Origin of the sequence: Paenibacillus aurantiacus (assembly GCF_042431225.1) — a bacterium.
Lineage (GTDB): Bacteria > Bacillota > Bacilli > Paenibacillales > Paenibacillaceae > Paenibacillus_Z > Paenibacillus_Z aurantiacus.
Genome location: NZ_JBHMDO010000017.1, coordinates 52,844 through 70,603 on the forward strand (window position 1 = coordinate 52,844; position 17,760 = coordinate 70,603).

Annotated in this window: 18 protein-coding genes; 3 read left to right on the forward strand and 15 right to left on the reverse strand. The window is 59.6% G+C overall.

Features of this window, described 5'->3' with window-relative positions:
- Positions 1 to 29: 29 nt before the first annotated feature.
- From ACFFSY_RS09135 to ACFFSY_RS09145, 3 genes are all read right to left on the reverse strand, one after another.
- A complete protein-coding gene (locus ACFFSY_RS09135) occupies positions 30 to 254 on the reverse strand; it encodes a hypothetical protein (protein ID WP_377493021.1) in 225 nt (74 codons plus the stop codon).
- 42 nt (positions 255 to 296) lie between these two features.
- Positions 297 to 761 carry a pentapeptide repeat-containing protein gene (locus ACFFSY_RS09140; RefSeq protein ID WP_377493023.1) on the reverse strand — a complete coding sequence of 155 codons (465 nt, stop codon included), beginning with the start codon at positions 759 to 761 and terminating at the stop codon, positions 297 to 299.
- A gap of 656 nt (positions 762 to 1,417) precedes the next feature.
- Positions 1,418 to 4,333: a pectate lyase-like domain-containing protein gene (locus ACFFSY_RS09145; RefSeq protein ID WP_512699690.1), complete on the reverse strand. Its 2,916-nt coding sequence runs from the start codon at positions 4,331 to 4,333 to the stop codon at positions 1,418 to 1,420.
- 328 nt (positions 4,334 to 4,661) lie between these two features.
- Here ACFFSY_RS09145 and ACFFSY_RS09150 point away from each other — a divergent pair, with 328 nt between their 5' ends.
- The gene (locus tag ACFFSY_RS09150; protein WP_377493025.1) at positions 4,662 to 5,099 is read left to right on the forward strand and encodes a ribonuclease domain-containing protein; all 438 of its coding nucleotides are present in this window, start codon (positions 4,662 to 4,664) and stop codon (positions 5,097 to 5,099) included.
- Positions 5,100 to 5,175: 76 nt separating this feature from the next.
- Positions 5,176 to 5,466 (forward strand): barstar family protein, encoded by a 291-nt coding sequence (locus ACFFSY_RS09155; RefSeq protein WP_377493027.1) that lies wholly within the window; start codon positions 5,176 to 5,178, stop codon positions 5,464 to 5,466.
- Positions 5,467 to 5,588: 122 nt separating this feature from the next.
- Here ACFFSY_RS09155 and ACFFSY_RS09160 read toward each other — a convergent pair whose 3' ends face one another.
- Entirely contained in the window at positions 5,589 to 6,455 is an 867-nt protein-coding gene (locus ACFFSY_RS09160) for a helix-turn-helix transcriptional regulator (protein WP_377493029.1), read from the reverse strand.
- A 163-nt stretch (positions 6,456 to 6,618) separates the two neighbouring features.
- The gene (locus ACFFSY_RS09165; RefSeq protein WP_377493031.1) at positions 6,619 to 8,127 is read right to left on the reverse strand and encodes a sulfatase family protein; all 1,509 of its coding nucleotides are present in this window, start codon (positions 8,125 to 8,127) and stop codon (positions 6,619 to 6,621) included.
- A gap of 242 nt (positions 8,128 to 8,369) precedes the next feature.
- Here ACFFSY_RS09165 and ACFFSY_RS09170 point away from each other — a divergent pair, with 242 nt between their 5' ends.
- Entirely contained in the window at positions 8,370 to 8,678 is a 309-nt protein-coding gene (locus ACFFSY_RS09170) for a hypothetical protein (protein WP_377493033.1), read from the forward strand.
- Positions 8,679 to 8,886: 208 nt separating this feature from the next.
- On the opposite strand, the gene ACFFSY_RS09175 is transcribed toward ACFFSY_RS09170, so the two are convergent.
- From ACFFSY_RS09175 to ACFFSY_RS09220, 10 genes are all read right to left on the reverse strand, one after another.
- Complete coding sequence (locus ACFFSY_RS09175; RefSeq protein ID WP_377493035.1) at positions 8,887 to 9,459, reverse strand: CBO0543 family protein; 573 nt, start codon at positions 9,457 to 9,459, stop codon at positions 8,887 to 8,889.
- Positions 9,460 to 9,618: 159 nt separating this feature from the next.
- The gene (locus ACFFSY_RS09180; RefSeq protein WP_377493037.1) at positions 9,619 to 9,780 is read right to left on the reverse strand and encodes a hypothetical protein; all 162 of its coding nucleotides are present in this window, start codon (positions 9,778 to 9,780) and stop codon (positions 9,619 to 9,621) included.
- A 127-nt stretch (positions 9,781 to 9,907) separates the two neighbouring features.
- Positions 9,908 to 11,413, reverse strand: a complete 1,506-nt coding sequence (pdxR, locus tag ACFFSY_RS09185; RefSeq protein ID WP_377493670.1) for a MocR-like pyridoxine biosynthesis transcription factor PdxR — start codon at positions 11,411 to 11,413, stop codon at positions 9,908 to 9,910.
- 160 nt (positions 11,414 to 11,573) lie between these two features.
- Positions 11,574 to 12,788: a tryptophan synthase subunit beta gene (gene trpB, locus ACFFSY_RS09190; protein WP_377493039.1), complete on the reverse strand. Its 1,215-nt coding sequence runs from the start codon at positions 12,786 to 12,788 to the stop codon at positions 11,574 to 11,576.
- A 14-nt stretch (positions 12,789 to 12,802) separates the two neighbouring features.
- Positions 12,803 to 14,248: a UbiD family decarboxylase gene (locus tag ACFFSY_RS09195; RefSeq protein ID WP_377493041.1), complete on the reverse strand. Its 1,446-nt coding sequence runs from the start codon at positions 14,246 to 14,248 to the stop codon at positions 12,803 to 12,805.
- Between the two features lie 6 nt (positions 14,249 to 14,254).
- Positions 14,255 to 14,578: a chorismate mutase gene (locus tag ACFFSY_RS09200; RefSeq protein ID WP_377493043.1), complete on the reverse strand. Its 324-nt coding sequence runs from the start codon at positions 14,576 to 14,578 to the stop codon at positions 14,255 to 14,257.
- The gene (locus ACFFSY_RS09205; RefSeq protein WP_377493045.1) at positions 14,575 to 15,171 is read right to left on the reverse strand and encodes an anthranilate synthase component II; all 597 of its coding nucleotides are present in this window, start codon (positions 15,169 to 15,171) and stop codon (positions 14,575 to 14,577) included. Before ACFFSY_RS09205 ends, ACFFSY_RS09200 begins: the two co-directional genes overlap by 4 nt.
- Positions 15,152 to 16,660 carry an anthranilate synthase component I family protein gene (locus tag ACFFSY_RS09210; protein WP_377493047.1) on the reverse strand — a complete coding sequence of 503 codons (1,509 nt, stop codon included), beginning with the start codon at positions 16,658 to 16,660 and terminating at the stop codon, positions 15,152 to 15,154. The genes ACFFSY_RS09205 and ACFFSY_RS09210 overlap by 20 nt, the downstream gene beginning before the upstream one ends.
- A gap of 32 nt (positions 16,661 to 16,692) precedes the next feature.
- Positions 16,693 to 17,037: a cupin domain-containing protein gene (locus tag ACFFSY_RS09215; protein WP_377493049.1), complete on the reverse strand. Its 345-nt coding sequence runs from the start codon at positions 17,035 to 17,037 to the stop codon at positions 16,693 to 16,695.
- A 38-nt stretch (positions 17,038 to 17,075) separates the two neighbouring features.
- On the reverse strand, positions 17,076 to 17,759 hold the full coding sequence (locus ACFFSY_RS09220) for a flavodoxin family protein (RefSeq protein ID WP_377493051.1): 684 nt from the start codon (positions 17,757 to 17,759) through the stop codon (positions 17,076 to 17,078).
- Position 17,760 lies beyond the last annotated feature (1 nt).

Consider the following 17,760-nt stretch of genomic DNA (forward strand, 5'->3'; position numbering starts at 1 on the left):
AGAAACTCTATGGCTCTCTATCCTTTCATCTATTTATTCTTCTGCTTTGCAACTTGCATACCGCCGATTACAAGCATGATAACGCCAATTACGGCCAGAATCGTCCGAACTAAGAAAGGACTCAATGAAAACACAGTTTCACCTTGCAAGTGCAATCCGAACAACCTTTCATTCAGCCCCACAATCGCCATTAATGGCTCAAGAAACATACTCAGCGCTAATAATCCTATCCCCCAAAAAACATTGCTGTTCATTGATTCATCACCTCTCTTACAATTTATGCATTCTTCGATAGTTCAATCTATTAGAGCATTTTTCTTGTAATTCTCTAATAAGTCCGTTAGCAAGATTCCATCTATACTTAGACCTTCAATATTGCACTCCTTAATTTGGACATTGGTAAGATCACACTTTTCAAATCTCGCTGTGCTTAAATCGCTGGTCTTGAAAACCACCGGTTCAACGTTTACCCAACCATCGGTTCCCGGCTCATCAGACAACTGACTCATTGCGGCATTTGGTCGGATAATATTTTCAAATACAGTCCCACCCATCTGAATAAAATTAATATGAACATTAGAAAAGTAGATATGCTCCCATCTAGAATTCACAAAGTTCGTATGAGCAATTTTGGTACTGCGCATATCTATACCGTGAAAATCAGACTCCTTAAAACAGACCATATGTACTTCTTCATTTCGTAGGTCTTGCAGTTCCAAGCCATTTTTCGAATCTATAACCATCTTCTGAGAAAGCTGCATTCTCACCACTCCCTTTTTATGGAATTTTACCTTTAGATTAGCGAATATACGTTCCTCTGTAAAGTCGTTTATCCAGCTGATTTTCAACGCTATTCTGTCCGCTAGTTGAGAAAACAGGAAGCCTTCCGTAGCTGCCTGTTCTCTGTGATCATTGAGCTTGTGCTGTTTTATGTCCGGAAACGGGGGCGATCCGACCGCCAGACGTGATAAGCCATTGTCCGGATTCCCATTCGGTTGGCTGCTCAGAGTCTATGGCATAGTAGAGATCGACTCTGATGCCGAGTTGCCCTTGCCATGGAGAAGCAAGCGTGACGCTTCGAAAACAGTCTTCGAGATCCGGAATGGAATAAGCATACGGTGCGGGAAGAGTAGCCTCCGTCGATGCGTAGATCGGCCGGTTCATGGTCAGGGGATGTCGCCCATAGAATGGTATACCGTACATTCGCGGACACGCATAAGGCAAGAAATACGTTAAGCGGGCTGCGGGCGCCGAAGCGGCAGCTTGTTAAGCACATGCCCATCTGCAATCCCCCCCTTCAACTCCGGTAGTTAACCATCCCCCAGCCAAAAAAAGAGAGGGATCGCTCCCTCTCTTCCGCATGACATTCTCGCTCCGCCGTCAAGAACGGCGGTCAGCCGCCGCGCCTTGGACACGGTTAATTGTAGACGTTCAACTCGCGCGCGGACCACCAGCTGGAGGCGGTGCCGGTCTGCACGATTCTCATGTACCTGGCATTCTGGGACGCGAACGTCACCGTCAGCACCGCACCGCTGCCCGTGCCGCTCGCGATGGGAGCGCCCCACGTTGCGCCGTCGTTCGAGACGTACACCTCGTAGCCGCGGGCGTAATCATTGTCGCTGCCCGTCGAATCGAGTACGAGCTTGCTGAAGCTCTTCGCCGTCTTCATATCGACAATCAGCTGCTGGCCTGGCGTCATCGCCGTGCCCGTGCTCCAGCGCGTCGCCATGCTGCCATCGAGCAAATTCGATGCCCCGTCGCCGCTCGAAGGTGTCGAGGATGCGCTCCAGCCCGTGCGGTCCAGCGCCGCTCCCGTGCCCGGGTTCGGGTTCGTACCGCCGCCAGCCGCGCCGCCGTATACGTTCAACTCGCGGACCGACCACCAGCTGGAGGCCGTTCCGGTCTGCACGATTTTGACGTAACGCGCGTTCTGAGACGCGAACGCTGCTGTCACGACAGATCCCGTGCCCGTTCCGCTGGCCACCGCGTTGCCCCATATCGCACCGTCGCTCGACACGTAGACGTCATAGCCGCGGGCGTAATCATTGTCGCTGCCGGTCGAGTCCATCGTCACCTTGTTGATGGTCTTCGCGCTTTTCATATCAATGATCACATACTGACCCGGCGCCATCGCCGTGCCCGTGCTCCAACGCGTCGCCATATTGCCGTCAAGCAGGTTCGCTGGCGCGTCGCCGCTCGACGGGTTCGAGACCGCCGTCCAACCGGTGCGGTCCAGCGCCGCGCCCGATCCGCCGCCTGCCAGCGTCGTGGCGCTCGCCGCGCCGCTTGCTGCCGACACGTTGCCCGCGCCATCTTTGGCTTTTACGGTGTAGCTATAAGCGGTCGAAGCGTTCAAGCCCGTGTCGCTATATGCCGTTGTCGACGACGATCCGATGAGCGAGCCGCCCCGGTAGATGTCGTACCCGGCAACGCCCACGTTATCCGAGGAGGCATTCCAGCTCAGATTAATCGCGCTGGCGGATACGGCCGTCGCCGTCAGGCCGGCCGGCGCTGTCGGCGCCTGCGTATCGCCTGTTCCCGTCCCCGTGCCTGCAAACTCGGATACCGTCTGCCGCATCGCTTCCGCCGGAGAATTGGCATACACTTTGCCGCCCGCATCGTTGATGACGTGCGTAATTTCGCTGCCCGGCGTGCCGGCGAGCCAGATCGACGTCGCGTGATGGATTTTGACGCCCGGCACGTTCGGCACTTCGATGCCGCTCTGCAGCTTCACGGCCGCATCCCGGAAGAACGAGTACACGCCCAGCCCCCATGCCTCGTGCGTAGTGACGGAGTCCGCGACTTTATAAGACGCGTAGCCGTTGACCGTTCCGTTCTTACTCATCCAGGACGCTTGATTCGGCACGTCGTACGGAATTTCCGACTGGTAGAAATACAGCCGTCCGCCGTTGCCGTTCCACACCGTCTGATATTGGTTGTGATGCTCGTTGAACAAGCCGTAGATCGTCACGTTGGCGCCGTTGACGACGAGCCCGTTGTTCGACACGTTGCTGGTCCAGCCTGCGCCAGCGCCGTGATCCGCACGCCAAATCCAGAAGTGCTCGCCGATGACGTTATTGCTGTTAATGCGCAGGCTGGCGTCGTTCTTGCCGTTGACATAACCGCCGATGCGGAAGTACAGATCATGCAGCGACGTCGGATTGGCGGCGTGGTTCGCGCTGCTGCCGGCCGGTCCCACTTCCAGCAGGGACGACGAGTTCAGCGGTCCCGCGTCATAGATGAGTCCGGCAATCTTCACGCCATCCACGTCCGCGACGCTCATCGCGACCTGACCGTTATCCGGAATAAGCGTCGGCATGCCGATCCCGAGCACGACGGTGTTCGGGTTCGTGATGCGGATCGTGTCGCTCAGATGATAGATGCCCGGCGTGAAGAACAGATGCTTCCCTTGCGCCAGCGCCGCGTTGATGCTCGCCGCGCTCGCCGTATCGGGTCTTGCGATATAGAACTGCTCGATCGGCAGCGACTGCCCCGGCGTCTGTCCGTTCGCCCAGCTGACGCCTTGCGTATTCGTCTGCAGCGAAGGGACGAATACGTTGTATTGACCGGCGCCGTTCACGTACAAGTACGGCTTCTCCCGGATGACCGGCGTCTTCTCGACGACGGTATACGGCGGGTCCGGGAACTGGCCGGACGGCGGATTCACCGCGCCGACGAAGGTCATGTTCCAGACGCCGTTCGTCCACTCCGACCATTGGCTGTTGCGGGAGAACCACTGCTGCTGCGAGGCTGGGACGACCTTGTTGTCCACAAGCGAATCGGCCAAGTAGCCGCCGCTCGCCCAGCCCGCGTTCCAATTCGAGTCGAAGTCGAACAGACTCAGCTCGCCCTTGACGTGGACGCGCCGCATCGGGGCCGCCTGCGATACCGCGTACTGCGTCTTGCCGCTCGCCGGGGCGATCGTCAAATTCTCGACTGAGCGCCAGAAGTTCCGCGTCGCGTTGCCGTTATCCCAGTCGGCATCCGCGTTGAGGCCGCCCGTGATGGCGACTTCGGACGGATGCTGCCCCAGCCCCGCGACATGGGTATAGAAGCCGACCCGCACATTGACGTTATACGAACCAGGCTTGAACAGGAACGCGTACCGCTGGCTGCCGAACTCGTTCGACTCCTGCTGGCTGAACACCGATGCGGCGACGCCGTCGATATCACCCGCAGCCATCGAAGGGTCGAACACATACACATTCGGGCCGAAGATCGACGAGTTCGCCTGGCCGATCGGCGTCGCCGCGCTTGTCGCGGCCGGCGCGACGATATTGGCGCCAAGCGCCAATGTAAGCGCCGAGATGGTGGTCAACATTTTCTTGAACACGATAAAAGCCTCCTCATCCTAATGGAGTAACGTTTGGCCATGCGGAATCCGCGATTGTTGCGCCGTCCGTTTCACGCTCCTTCCTTATTTGGCCGGCTGATAACCGCTTGCTGCCGTTGACTCCTTCATCGTAATCCAACGCGTTTCTTGCGCACATGTAGGAAAGTTACGATCAATGGCGCGATTTTTCCGTTTTTCCCGCCCCCCATGTAAAACCAACGTAAACCCGCCCGGCCCCTTCACAATAAAATAACGGGACATCCCTAGGCAGCTCGCTATAATAATCCTTGCAGTCCAAATCGTTCCAATCGAAGGAGGCCTATCCGTAATGAACAAATGGTTAAGGCTGATCGCCTCGATCGCCATGGTGCTGACGCTCGTTTTCGGCAGCGCGGCACCGCTGCTGCTGGGGAATCAGACCGCCGAAGCGGCGGCGCTCGGTCCGACCGACTTCGCAGGCATCATTAACTACTTAAAGACGCACAGCAACAAGCTGCCGGCCAATTTCCTGACGAAAAGCCAAGCGACGGCGCGCGGATGGGTGTCGAGCCAATGCAACCTGGCGACCGTGGCACCGGGCTACAGCATCGGCGGTGACGTGTTCGGTAACCGCGAAGGCTTGCTCCCAGCCAAGTCCGGTCGCGTATACTATGAAGCAGACGCTTATTATGTCTCCGGCTGCCGGGGATCGAAGCGCGTCATCTGGTCGAACGACGGCTTGTATTACACGACAAGCGACCACTACGCAACGTTCACGAAGTGGTAAGACGACGAACGGGACTTGCGCCGGCGGCACAAGTCCCGTTTACTAGAAACATCCACCTATAGGAGTGAAGCGATCCATGACAACATCCGAACTGATACTGGACGGCAGGACGCTGACGACCGTCGGCGACTTCCACGATCTGTTCCAGGCCTGCCTGCACTTCCCCGGTTACTACGGCCGCAATCTCGACGCGCTGTACGACTGCCTGCACGATTACGCCGCGCCGCCTCTGACGATCCGCTGGCTGCATTATGACGAGAGCGTACGGCTGCTCGGCGACCGCGCGCATGGCATTGCGCAGACGCTTCGTGACGCGGCAAGCGAAATTAACGGCTTGGAGCTAATTATTGAAGTCCCCTCGGATTAACTACGATTATGATCTTGACCGCACAGAGACGCCGCGCCGACGTAATAAATCGCCCGGGGTTAACTGCACGAGGCTGCCGCGAGCAGCTCGGTATTGTCCGGAAGATCGCGGCTCGCTATCCGCTACCCACTCTCCGAATTACTCCTCTCCCCCTGCCGGTACGCTGTCGGCGCGATCCCGTGGAACTGTCCGAACGCGCGCGAGAAGCCATACAAGTCCGCGTAGCCGAGCGACAAGGCGATTTCCGTTACGGTTAACGTCCCATGCCGCACCAGCTCGGCCGCCTTCTCCATGCGCAGCTGGATCAAATACCGTTTGGGACTCACACCGTATCGCCGCTGGAAGGCGAGATAGAAGTGCGAGCGATGCACGCCCGCATGCCGTGCCACATCCGCTACCGTGATCGGCTCCATGTAATGATTCTTCATATAAGCCTCGCTGCGCTCCAGCCATCCAGGATCAGCCGCGACGACCAGCCCCGGCGCATCGGGCGGCGCAAGCAGCGAGAACAACCGATACAACGACAGCTGCAGCTCGACCGGCCGGTTCCCTTCCAGCATCCATGCGAACTGCCCGCTCAGCAGTTCAGCCAGCTCCCCGGTCGCCTTGCCGCGCAAATACGGGCTGGCTACGGAGATGCCGATGCGCGCCAGCAGCTCGGCCGCCTGCGGACCGTCGAAGGCGAGCCAATGCAGGCGAAGCGGCGAGTCCGTCGCATACTCGACCGCCCGGTAACTGTGCAGCCGATCCGGGAAGAGGCAGAACAGATCGCCGCGCCGAAGCGTCACGGGCTCTTCCCCCGCTTGCAATTCCACGCTCCCGTTCAGCACGACATGCAGCGAATAACATTCGATCATCCGCGGACCGACCGAATAATTCGCTTTGGCGATGTTATGGCCCGACCGGATGGGCCATACGCCGCCCCGCTTCTCGAAGGCGGAAGGCGCATAATAGCAAAATGCCGCGTACTCGTGCCCGTATTCTTTCATCCTTCTCCTTCCGCCTCCCTATTCGCGAACGAACAAGCGCCGCAAACGCCAAACGCGCTCATCCGCTGCCGTCGATCTTCTCGAATCTCACCTACAGCATACCTCGATTAGCGAAACGAATCGAATGTTTTCTGCAAGCGATCCGCCGCCTGGCTTAGCCTCCTCACGCGTGCCAAATTCTTGGCATCGGCATCGGCTCCTTGCCCAGCTCCGCCCACAGAAACTTCAACAGCAGCTCGGACTTGAGCGCCCCGTAATCCGGATTATCCCACAGATTTCGCGCTTCGCCGGGATCCAGCTCCAGGTCGAACAACTCCCCGTACGGATGATTATAATACACGGTTAATTTGTAGCGCCGCCCGACGTACGTCTTCTGATGAATCGTCGTCGGCTCGTGGCGGAACTCGCAGATGGCGTGGTCGCGCGCCTCCGCTTGCCGTCCGAGCCACACGCCGCTCTGATCGACGCCGGTCATCGACGCCGGAATCTCAAGTCCGCACAGGCTCAGGAAGGTCGGCGCCAGATCGACCAGCGACTGGATCGCCGTCTTCCGTTCGCCTGCCGGCACCTGTCCGGGATAACGCACGAGGAACGGCAGCTTGATCAAGTCTTCGTAATGGAAGCCGCCCTTGTACTGCAGCCCGTGCTGTCCGAAGAAATGGCCATGGTCGGTCGTGAAGACGACGATCGTATCGTCCGCAAGGCCAAGCGCGTCCAGCTTATCCAGAATATTGCCGATATACTTGTCCATCAGGCTGATCATGCCGTAATAGGTTGCCACCAGCTGCTTGCGTTCCCCCTCGGGCAGCAGATGGGACCGGTAGCCGTGGACGGCTTGCCCTGTCTCCTGCAAGCGGCTGAAATCCGGCTGTTCCTCCTGCGTCTGGCCAAAATGCGGCGGATTCGCGGCATGCTCGCCAGGCGTAATGGCCGGAATGGTCAGCTTCTCCGGATCGTACATCGCATCCCAAGGCGAAGGTGCGAGGTAATCCGGATGCGGATCGAAGAAGCTCGACCAGAGGAAGAACGGCTCGCCCTCTTCCTTGTATTGCTCGAGCAGCGCGTTCGTCCGTTCCGCGATCCACGCGTCGTAATGAATCTCCTCGGGAATCGGCCATGTGTGCGCGATCCGCGGGTCCATCGTTCCGGTCGGCGCCAGGAAATACTGCCGCCAATCGGCGAAGCCTTTCTCCTCCATCCAGATCGCATAATGCTGGCCGACATGCGCCTCGTTCGTATGATTGCGCGCGAGTTCCACATGATCGAAGCCATAGAACGGCCCATGGAACGAACGCCAGAAGTCCAAGTCCTGCAAGGTCGGATATGCCTCCAGCGACGGGTAACGATCCGTGCTGCGAAGCGGCTGGAAGTGCGCCTTGCCGATCAGCGCCGTACGGTACCCGGCCTCCGCGAATTCCTCGCCCACCGTCCGGCGATTCTCCAGCAGCTTCGTCCCCAGCGTCCATGCGCCGTGCTGGCTCGGGTATTGTCCGGTAATGATGGAAGCACGCGTAGGCGTGCAGGTTGGATTCGGGCAATAGGCGCGCGTGAACGCGGTGCCCTCCCTAGCCAGACGGTCCAAATTCGGCGTGTGTACCTCGGCGCCGAGCGCGCCGATCGTATCCCAGTGCTGCTGATCGCTCGTGATTAGTAAAATGTTCGGACGTTTCATTGCTGCTCAACCTCCCTTTGTTCAATAGAATCTGTATATGAGAAGCTTATCGCTTGGGATCTGTTCCTGAGAATAGCCGAATGTAGTTGGCAAAATGTTGGCTTGTTTCGAATGGCATGCCTGCGGGTGAATAGCGACTAAAGCATCGCGGCGCTTCTTCGTTCGACCGGCCGTCTCTGTAGCCTAATCGTTCGAAAGCGTTCATACTATGATCATACAGCGATCTCAAGGAGGAATTGCCGATGCGTATTGCCAAGCTTCTCAAATGGCTGACCGGGGCGGCCGAGCTGTTCCTGGCTATCCCGATTCTAGGCGGCACGTTCATCCTAGCGACCGGGTACGTGCCGCTGACGGTCATGTTCATCGCCCATGCCGTTACGCTGGTGTTGTGCCTGAAGGAGCGGTCGTCTATATACGGCTCGGTCGTCGGCCTGCTGACCAGTGTACTGGCCTGGATTCCGTTCCTCGGCTGGTTCATGCACCTGGTTACGGGTATACTCCTGTTCGTCAGCGCAATGCGAGACGAGCGGCAGCGCTACCCGCATCGCTAACACCCCGCTGGGTCGTCTCTTCGAACGAGCGAACCCGCGGCGGTGTGATGCCCAGGCGGCGGTAACGCCAAATAACCTCCACTTCCGCTTCTCGCGGAATTAGAGGTTATTTGGCGTTTATCTATCCAAAATGCCCGCCGGCACCATGATCGCGAAGTCGGTCGTCGCCTGCTTCACGAACGTCAGCTCGGTGAGAGATGAAGCGGCGCTACGATACCCTCGCGCCTCTCTCCGCCCAATGGAACAGATCGGCGACCCATTTGGCCGCCAATCCGCCAGCATAATATAGCGGCAGCAGCTGCCAGTACTCCGTCTTGTATAACCAGAACAAATCCGCCGCGCCTAGCAGCGGCTTGACGACGAACGTAAATCCGGCCGACAGGAACAGCAAATAGAGGTAATAATTTTTTCTCCGGTTGATGGTCCACTGGTACACCAGCATATAGGCTACTGGAATAAGCGATGCCTCCGTGCTGAAGCTCATCGAAGGGAAGGGCGTGGCCCGGAACGGATATTCCCACAATTTGTGTGTCGTGGCGTACAGATCAGAGTAGAACGCGATAATATGAATCGCGAATCCGTAGAAGCCGAGCCGGAACGCCTTGGTACGGTCCATGGCTAACGCCAGCACGATAAGAGGGATCACGAGTATGGCGAGCACGGCCCAGAACTGCCACGTGCCGAGGCCCGAGTATTTCTCCCAATAGAGCGATTCCTTGTACACGACCGAAGATAACGCGTCCGCCAGTTCCTTTACGGTCTGTTCCTGCTTCTCGTCCAAGAGGCAACCCTCGCCTTGCTGTCATAGTAGTCGAAATTATTCTCTCCCGGCAGCCCAATTTTACTCATTGGCATTGAACAATTCCCGAATACTTGCCATCAAAAAAGGCAGCCCCTCCGAATTGGAAGGACCGCCCCATCGCGACAAGGCTGCCGCGTCCTACGGCCGGATTGTAACTTTCTTGACGATCGGTTTGGTGCCGGTATGTGTCACGGCCCCGCCTTGGATGGCTTGCTTCTCTTCGCTTGTCATTTCTTGCGTCAGATCGGACAGGAGCGACTCGTCGGAGACGCGCTCTTGCTTCTTCTCTTGTTCGGACATGCTGGTTTCCCCCTATCGATAAGAATAGAGAAATTATACCATGTCTTCCGAACCAATAGAGCACCTGTCCGATCCATTTCGTTACTTCCGACATACGCCATTTTCCCTTCCTCTCGATCTCGGCCGTTCAATCCGGATATTTCACGCAATCCCGCTCGGCACGCGCGAACTGCTTCATGCCCAGCTTGATCTGCGACTCCGACAAATTCGCATAGCCGAGCAGGAAGGTCGGCCGTCCCGTGCGAATGTCCGAGAAGTAATGACTGGCCGGATAGACCTTGGCGCCGTACTGCAGGCTGCGCTCCGCGATCGCGATCTCCTCCGCGGGCGAATCGAGCTCGATGAGCAGATGCAAGCCCGCCTCGTCGCCGAAATAACGGACCCGCCCCTCGAACTCCTGCTTCAGACATTCGACCAGGCAGGCCCGCCTTCCGGCGTACAGTTTGCCCATCGCGTGGATATGCTTGGCATAGTGTCCCGACTGGATGAAGTCGGCCAGCGCCTCTTGGTCCAGCGTCGGCGACATGCGGTCGGTGATCCATTTGACGGACAAGAACGGGTCGATCAGCGCAGGCGGCAGAATCGCGTAGCCGATGCGCAGCGACGGGAACAGAATTTTGCTGAAGCTCCCGACATAGACCACCTTGCCGCTCGTATCGAGCCCGGCCAAGGCGGACACCTTCTTGCCGACGAACCGGTATTCGCTATCGTAATCGTCCTCGATGATGAATGCCCCGGTGTCGCGCGCCCAGTTCAACAATTCGAGACGCCGGCGGAGCGACATCGTCACGCCCATCGGGAATTGGTGGGAAGGCGTAATATAGAGCAGCTTGGTCCGCTCCGGCAGCCCCTTGTGCTTGGCGATGCTCTCCTTGATGCGGTCGGCGCGCAGTCCGTGCTCGTCGACGGGGACGGGGATGACCTTGCCGCCAGAGAAACTGAAGATCTCGCGCAGCACCGGATGGGTCGGGTCTTCCACGAGCACCTGCTCGCCCCCGCGCACGCACAGCCTGGCCAGAATATCGAGCGCCTGCGTCGCGCCTGAGGTGATGACGATCTGCTCCGGCACCGCCGGAATCGAGCGGGTCGACCGGACGAGGCGCGCGATCTCCTCCCGCAGCGACAGCAGCCCTTCGGCCGGCCCATACGTCAAGGTGCCCGGCGTCGCCCGGCGGCACGCCTTCATCAGCGACTTCTGCCAGCGGTCCATCGGGAACGCGTCCCAAGCCGGCACCCCATGACGGAAATCGCACGGCGCGGAGTCCGTCACGTCCACGAGGCCGGACAACGGCGAATTGACCAGCGATAGGAAGTCCGGGGCGTGCACGATCAGCTCCGCCTCCGTCTCTTCGTCCGGCTCGGGCAGACTCGACTCCTCGCCCGCCGCGTTGTCGGCGATGAACGTGCCCGCGCCTTTACGCATATCCAGATAGCCTTCCGCCTGAAGCTGGCCATAGGCGCCTAGCACGACCGTGCGCGACACTTGAAGCTGCTCGGCAAGCAGTCTGGAGGCTGGGACCGGGTCGCCCTTGCGAAGGGTGCCGCTGACGATCGCGGCTTGGATCTGCTCGTAAATTTGCCGGTTCAGCGGCATTTTGCTCGTTTTATCGATTTCGATCCATGGCTGCTGCACCAATAGGAGCACCCTCCCAATTTTTGTATTTTTGACAGTCTACGTTCTAAAATAACATAAGCCCCCAGCGCGCGACACCCGACTGGAGGCTTACTTTAGGAACCGTTATGAGACATTGGCCTTGCTGTTACGCAGCTTGACGATCGACGGGGCCTTACAGCTACGCTTCTTGAAGCTCGCCTTCGCGCGCGCGAAGCATGTCGTACACTTGCGCCACGTCCTTGTCGCCGCGTCCGGACAAACTGACGATAATGATCTGATCCGGGCTCATGCGAGGCGCGGCTTGCATCGCATAGGCGACGGCATGCGAGCTTTCCAGCGCGGGAATAATGCCTTCGGTTTTGGACAGATGCAGGAACGCCTGCAGCGCCTCCTCGTCTCCGACGGGCACGTAATCCGCGCGGCCGATCGCCTTGTAGTAGCTGTGCTCGGGCCCTACCCCCGGATAGTCCAGCCCGGCCGCGATGGAGTGGCAGTTCTCCGCGTCCTCCATGACGTAGCACTTGAAGCCGTGGATGATGTCCGGCTTGCCCGTGCAGAGCGGAGCCGCATGCACGCCGGAATCCAATCCCTTGCCGGCCGGCTCGACGCCGACGATCCGTACGCCCTCATCGTCCACGAACGGATAGAACAAGCCGATCGCGTTGGAGCCGCCGCCCACGCAAGCCGTGATCAAATCCGGCAGCCGCCCTTCCTTCTCCAGACACTGGGCCTTCGCTTCGCGTCCGATCACCGATTGGAAGTGGCGCACCATGAGCGGGTACGGGTGCGGGCCGACGGCTGAACCTAGCAGATAGAACGTATCCTCGTAATTCGCCGCATAGTCCATCAGCGCCTCGTCCACCGCTTCTTTCAACGTCCGGTTGCCCGATTTCGCCGCGATCACCTCCGCGCCGAGCATGCGCATCCGGAACACGTTCAGCGCCTGGCGCTTCGTATCGACCTCGCCCATGTAGATCGTGCACGGGATATTGAACATGGCGCATACCGTCGCCGTCGCGACGCCGTGCTGCCCCGCTCCCGTCTCGGCGATAATCCGCTTGGCGTTCATTCGTTTGGCCAGCAGCACCTGACCGACGGTGTTGTTGATCTTATGGGCGCCCGTATGGTTCAAGTCTTCGCGCTTCAAATAAATCTTCGCGCCGCCGAGCTCGCGCGTCAGCCTTTCCGCGAAGTAGAGCGGGTTCGGACGGCCGACGTATTCCCGCAAGTAATAGTGGAATTCGCGCTCGAACGCCTCGTCGTCTCTATAATGCGTGAATGCCGCATCCAGCTTGTCGAGCGCCTGCTGGAGCTCCTCGGACACATAGCTGCCGCCGAACTCCGTCTCCCCCGCGCCGAAAATCCCCTTCTCCGAAACTTGAACCATGCTCATGTCACTTGCCTCCCTCAGAATAAATTCGCCGAGAACGACGTTCGCCGGAACGTCTCGCGATATAAATAAGGCACCGTGCAGTCGAACACCGCTTTGGACGTCAGCCCGGGCGCCGTAATGCCCGGGGACAGTCCCGGCTGCTGCGACGGGTCGAGCGGAAATCCTTGCACGCTCGGAATGACGATCATATCCGCATCCGCTTGGAACCGGGTCGCCATCGCCCACCATACGTCCTGCTCGTTGAATAAATCCACATCCTCGTCCACCAGCACAATTTGCTTGACCATGCGAAAGGCGCTGATCACGGCGGCACCGGCCTGCCTTGCGACGCCATCGTCCTGCACGCCGCGCTTGCGCAGCTGGATGAACGCAAGCAGCTGCCCGCCGCCCGCCGTGCTGCAGTACGCGTTCACCGCAATTGGCGCGATGTGCTCGCGGATGAACTTCAGAATCGCCGCCTCCATGCCGAAGGCAAGCAGATTGGACTGCTCGGCGCCAGGGCCGATGACCGTCTGGTAGATCGGATTCGCCCGGTGCGTCACCGCGGTGACGCGAATGACGGGGAGATTCGGGTGCGCCTTGCCGTCGTAGCCCAGAAATTCGGGCATGGAGCAGCCGCCCGGCTCGCCTTCCGGCGCGTATTCGTGCGTAAACAGCCCTTCCAGCACGTACTCCGCGTCCGAGATGCAGTTGGCATCGACGCTTACGCATGCGCCAACGGCGACCGGACGGCCACGCAAACCTCCCGCGATCGCCAGCTCGTCGGTGCCGGGCGGCGCAAGCGCGCCCGTACAACAGGACGCGATATATACGGCCGGATCGAGCCCGATATTAATCGATACGGCCAGCGGACGGCCCAATTCCCGTGCGGCCAGGTGGAAGCGCTCCAGATCCCGACCGGGCACCATCCAGATCGTCAGCTCGTCGATGTCCTTCACCCACATCCGGTGAATCGAGACATTACGCTCGCCCGTCACCGGATGGCTCGCCATCACGAGACCGAGCGTCACGAACGGTCCCGCGTCCGATTCGGTCATCGTCGGAATCGGCAGCTCGTCCAGACGCACGTCCCGCCTTATGATCTCCTGGCATGCCGGCCGCTCGGCCGGCGCCGCCGGGATCGGATGGTTCGCCGCCCTGAGCACCGTCTCCGCCATGCGACGCTCGTCCGTCCCCAGCATGAGCGCGCAGTCCCGCCGGCTTGCGAACAGGCCGACGAGCGCACGCTTGTCCGCCGGCATGATCCGTTCGAACAAGAGCGCGGGACCGATCTGCGCGGGGCCAGCCACCGGCACGCCGGCGCCATGGGCCGCATAGACGGCCGCCAGCTTGCAGCGCGCCTCGATCGGCTCGCTTACGCATATGGGACCCGCGCCGCTTCGCGCAAGCAGCGCCATTGCCGAGCGCAGATCGCGCACGTCCTGCGCGGATCGAACGTGCGCTTCCACTTGCGCTTCCATCGCCGCTTACGCCTTCGGCTCGAGCTCGCGTGCGTGCAGATGCGCAAGCTGCATATCGGTCAGCACCTTAATGATCGTCTCGTAGATCGGCACCGCGATCGTACGCTCCAGCCCGTTCTCTTCGGCCAGCCGGCCGACTTTGTCCAGCACCTGCTGCACGCGGTCGCAAGAGCGGATCTGCTCCTCGTCGGTCTTGAGCACCATGATTTGCTTCACGATGCCGGTCCGCTTCGCGAGCAGGGCGATGATCTCGCGGTCGATAGCGTCGATTTGCGTGCGGTGCGCGGTCAATTGTTCTTGGTTTTCAATCGGGTTCATGGGCTGGTTCATCGGTTTACCTCCAGGGGATGATTGACATAGATTTGAATGAAATTGCGGAATAAGTGCAGACCGTGCTCGGTATAAATGCTCTCCGGGTGAAACTGAATCGATTCGATCGGATGCTCTTTATGGCGCAGCCCCATAATATAGCCGTCATCCTCCGACTCCGCCGTCACCTCCAGACAATCCGGAAGTCCTTCCTTGCCGACGATGAGCGAATGATAACGCGTGGCGCGGAAGGGGCTTGGAATGCCGGCGAAGCAGCCTTCTCCGTCGTGCAGAATCCGGCTCGTCTTGCCGTGCATCAGATGGCTGGCGCATTCGACCCGCGCCCCGAATTCGAGCCCGATGGCCTGGTGACCCAGACATACGCCGAGGATCGGCGTATGTCTGCCGAATCGGCGAATCAGCTCGCCGTAGCGGGCTTCCGAAGGATGACCAGGCCCTGGTCCGAGCACGATGAAGTCCGGCGCAAGCGCCGCCGCGTCCTCCGCCCCAAGGCGGTCGTTGCGCACGACGACGGCTTCTACGTCCAGCTTGAGCAAATATTGATAGATGATATAGACGAAGCTGTCATAAGCATCAACGACTAACGCTTTCATGGAGCACCTCCCGGTCCGTGATCGCCCAGAAGAGCGCCCCCATCTTGTGAAACGTCTCCAGCCACTCGTTCTCCGGCTTGGAATCGGCGACGACGCCAGCGGAAGCCCGGACCGAGTAGCGCCCGTCCGCTGTGTGCACGGCCGTGCGAATGCAAAGCGCCATATTCACGTAGCCGCTGAAGTCGATGAAGCCGAGCGCGCCGGCGTACGGCCCCCTTCGCGTCGTCTCGAGCTCTTCGATGATCTCCATCGCCCTCACCTTCGGCGCGCCGGTCATCGTGCCCGCCGGGAACGTCGCCGCAATAATCTCGTACATGTCCTTCCCTGGATCCCGCTTGCCGACGACGCTGGAGACCAGGTGGTTGAGATGGGAGTACTTCTCCACCGCGAGCAGCTCATCCACTTCCAGCGTGCCGAAGCTGCATACCCGTCCGATGTCGTTGCGGCACAAGTCAACCAGCATAATATGCTCGGCCAGCTCTTTCTCGTCCGCAAGCAGCGCCGCCACCAGCCGCTCGTTCTCGCGTTCGTCCGCGCCGCGCTTGCACGTGCCGGCGATCGGCCGCATCGAGATTTCGCCGCCTGCCAGGCGCAGGAACAGCTCGGGGCTGGCGCCGACGAGCGTCATCTCGCCGAAGGAGGCCAAATACATGTACGGAGAAGGATTCCGCTCGCGCAGACGCTGATAGACGGCAAGCGGCGAGACGTCGCTCTGAATATGGATTTGATTGCCGAGCTGCACCTGATAAATATCGCCCACCGAGATATAGGCAAGCGCTTGACGGACGTTATCCTCATAGCGGGACCGCTCCATCGTGTACGCAATCCCGTGCGGCGCCGGCATCGGCTCCGGCTCTTGCGGCATGGCGGCGTTCATGTCGTCCGCCTCGCCCAGCGCCGCCAAGACCGTCTCGGCCGGCAGATCATCCCAAGCGCCCGGCGCTTGGTTCAACACCAGTCTGGCCGAGCGCTTCACGACGTTGTATTCGATCAGCCCCTGGTAGATCGCGAGCACGATATCCGGCGTCTGGCCAGCGGCTGGAATCCGGTACGGCAAATCTTCGACCGCCCAAGCCGTATCGTAGCCCATGTACCCGAAGAAGCCGAAATGAAACGCCTCGCCCGGGCTTGGCACGTCGACGTTGAATTGCCCTTGGATATGGCGGAGCAGATTCCACAGCTCCTTCCGCCCGCTCAAATGAAAGCCGTCTTCGCGCCGCGCCAGCAAGCCCGCGGCTTCCGCCCGGCCGGCGACCAACTTGATGACGGCCGCCGCTCCCTGGAATGCGACCCGCGTGCCGGACAGCGCGACGGAGAACACCGGTCCGAAGCCGATGAACGTGCTTTGCGCATCCTTGGCCGGCCCTGACAGCGATTCGAGAATGTATAGCTCTTCTTGGCCGAACTTGCGTCGTAGCGCGAGATAAGTGTCGAACGGCTCCCGGTATGGCAGCTCGGCGATTTCCGTTCTGACGTCAATCTTGTTCACGTAATTACTCCCCCTCCCCCTTCTGCCCGCGCTTATGCCAATACCTCGTCGATCACGAATACGACGGTCGGTTCGTCGTTCTTCCCTTGGGAGCGATGCGGGTCTCCGTCGGGAATGACGAATCCCATGCCCGGTTTACAGGCGACGCTGCGGTCTTTGTAAACAATCGTGAATTCACCCTGCAGCACGTAGCCGGCATGACCGCGCAAGCACCAGTTCTCTTCGTTGAACCCCGGAGGCAGCTCCAGCAGACGCACCCGCTTGTTCTGGGTGAAGCACATCTTCACGCGCCCGACGGCGCCGGGCTTGTCCCATGTCGTCCACTCCATCTGCTCGAAATCAATACCGCCGTTCAAAAGCAGTTCGCTCGTCGTCATATCAATCTCATCCTTCCTTACGGATATGGGTTGTTTCGCTAAATCAGCTGTTCTCTCGAGGAGAACAAACGGCCGGTATCCAAGTGGCGCTCGTTGGCCTCCTCGTATCGCAAGAACGGGTGGTCCGTCAATTGCGAGTAGTGCTTCATCGTCTTGACCATGTCGACCATCCGCTCCACCATGCGCCGGACCGAATCGAGCCCTTCCACGTCGTCCCATGCTTCGCTCGGCTTCCCGCCGTGCAGCAGCGCGGGAAAGCCGCTGCCCACGACGATCATCCGGTTCAGGAGCAGGTTGTTCAAGATTTGGGAATGGACGCTGCCGTGGTTGTAGCGACGGCCGGTTATGATCGCCCCGCCGACTTTGTTCGTCAGCGGCCGTTCGAACCGGATATGGCACACCCCGGCGCGCTCAATGAACATTTGCATCAGATGCCCCATCCCGAAGCCGTGCACGGGGACGGCATAGATAATGCCGTCCGCCCGGCGCATCCGCTCGACGATATAAGGCATGTCATCCTTCAGCTCGCAAGGGGTCTCCCGGTAGTTGCAATCCCCGCACGTGCTGCTGGGGGCGAAACGATAATCGCGCAAATTCAATGTCGCAAGGCTCGCGCCCCGCTGGCGGGCGACTTCTGCCGCGAATTGCAGCATCTGGTCCGTATTCCCGCCGGCGCGCGTCGAACCGCAAATCGCCAGCAATTCTACAGCTATGGACTCCATG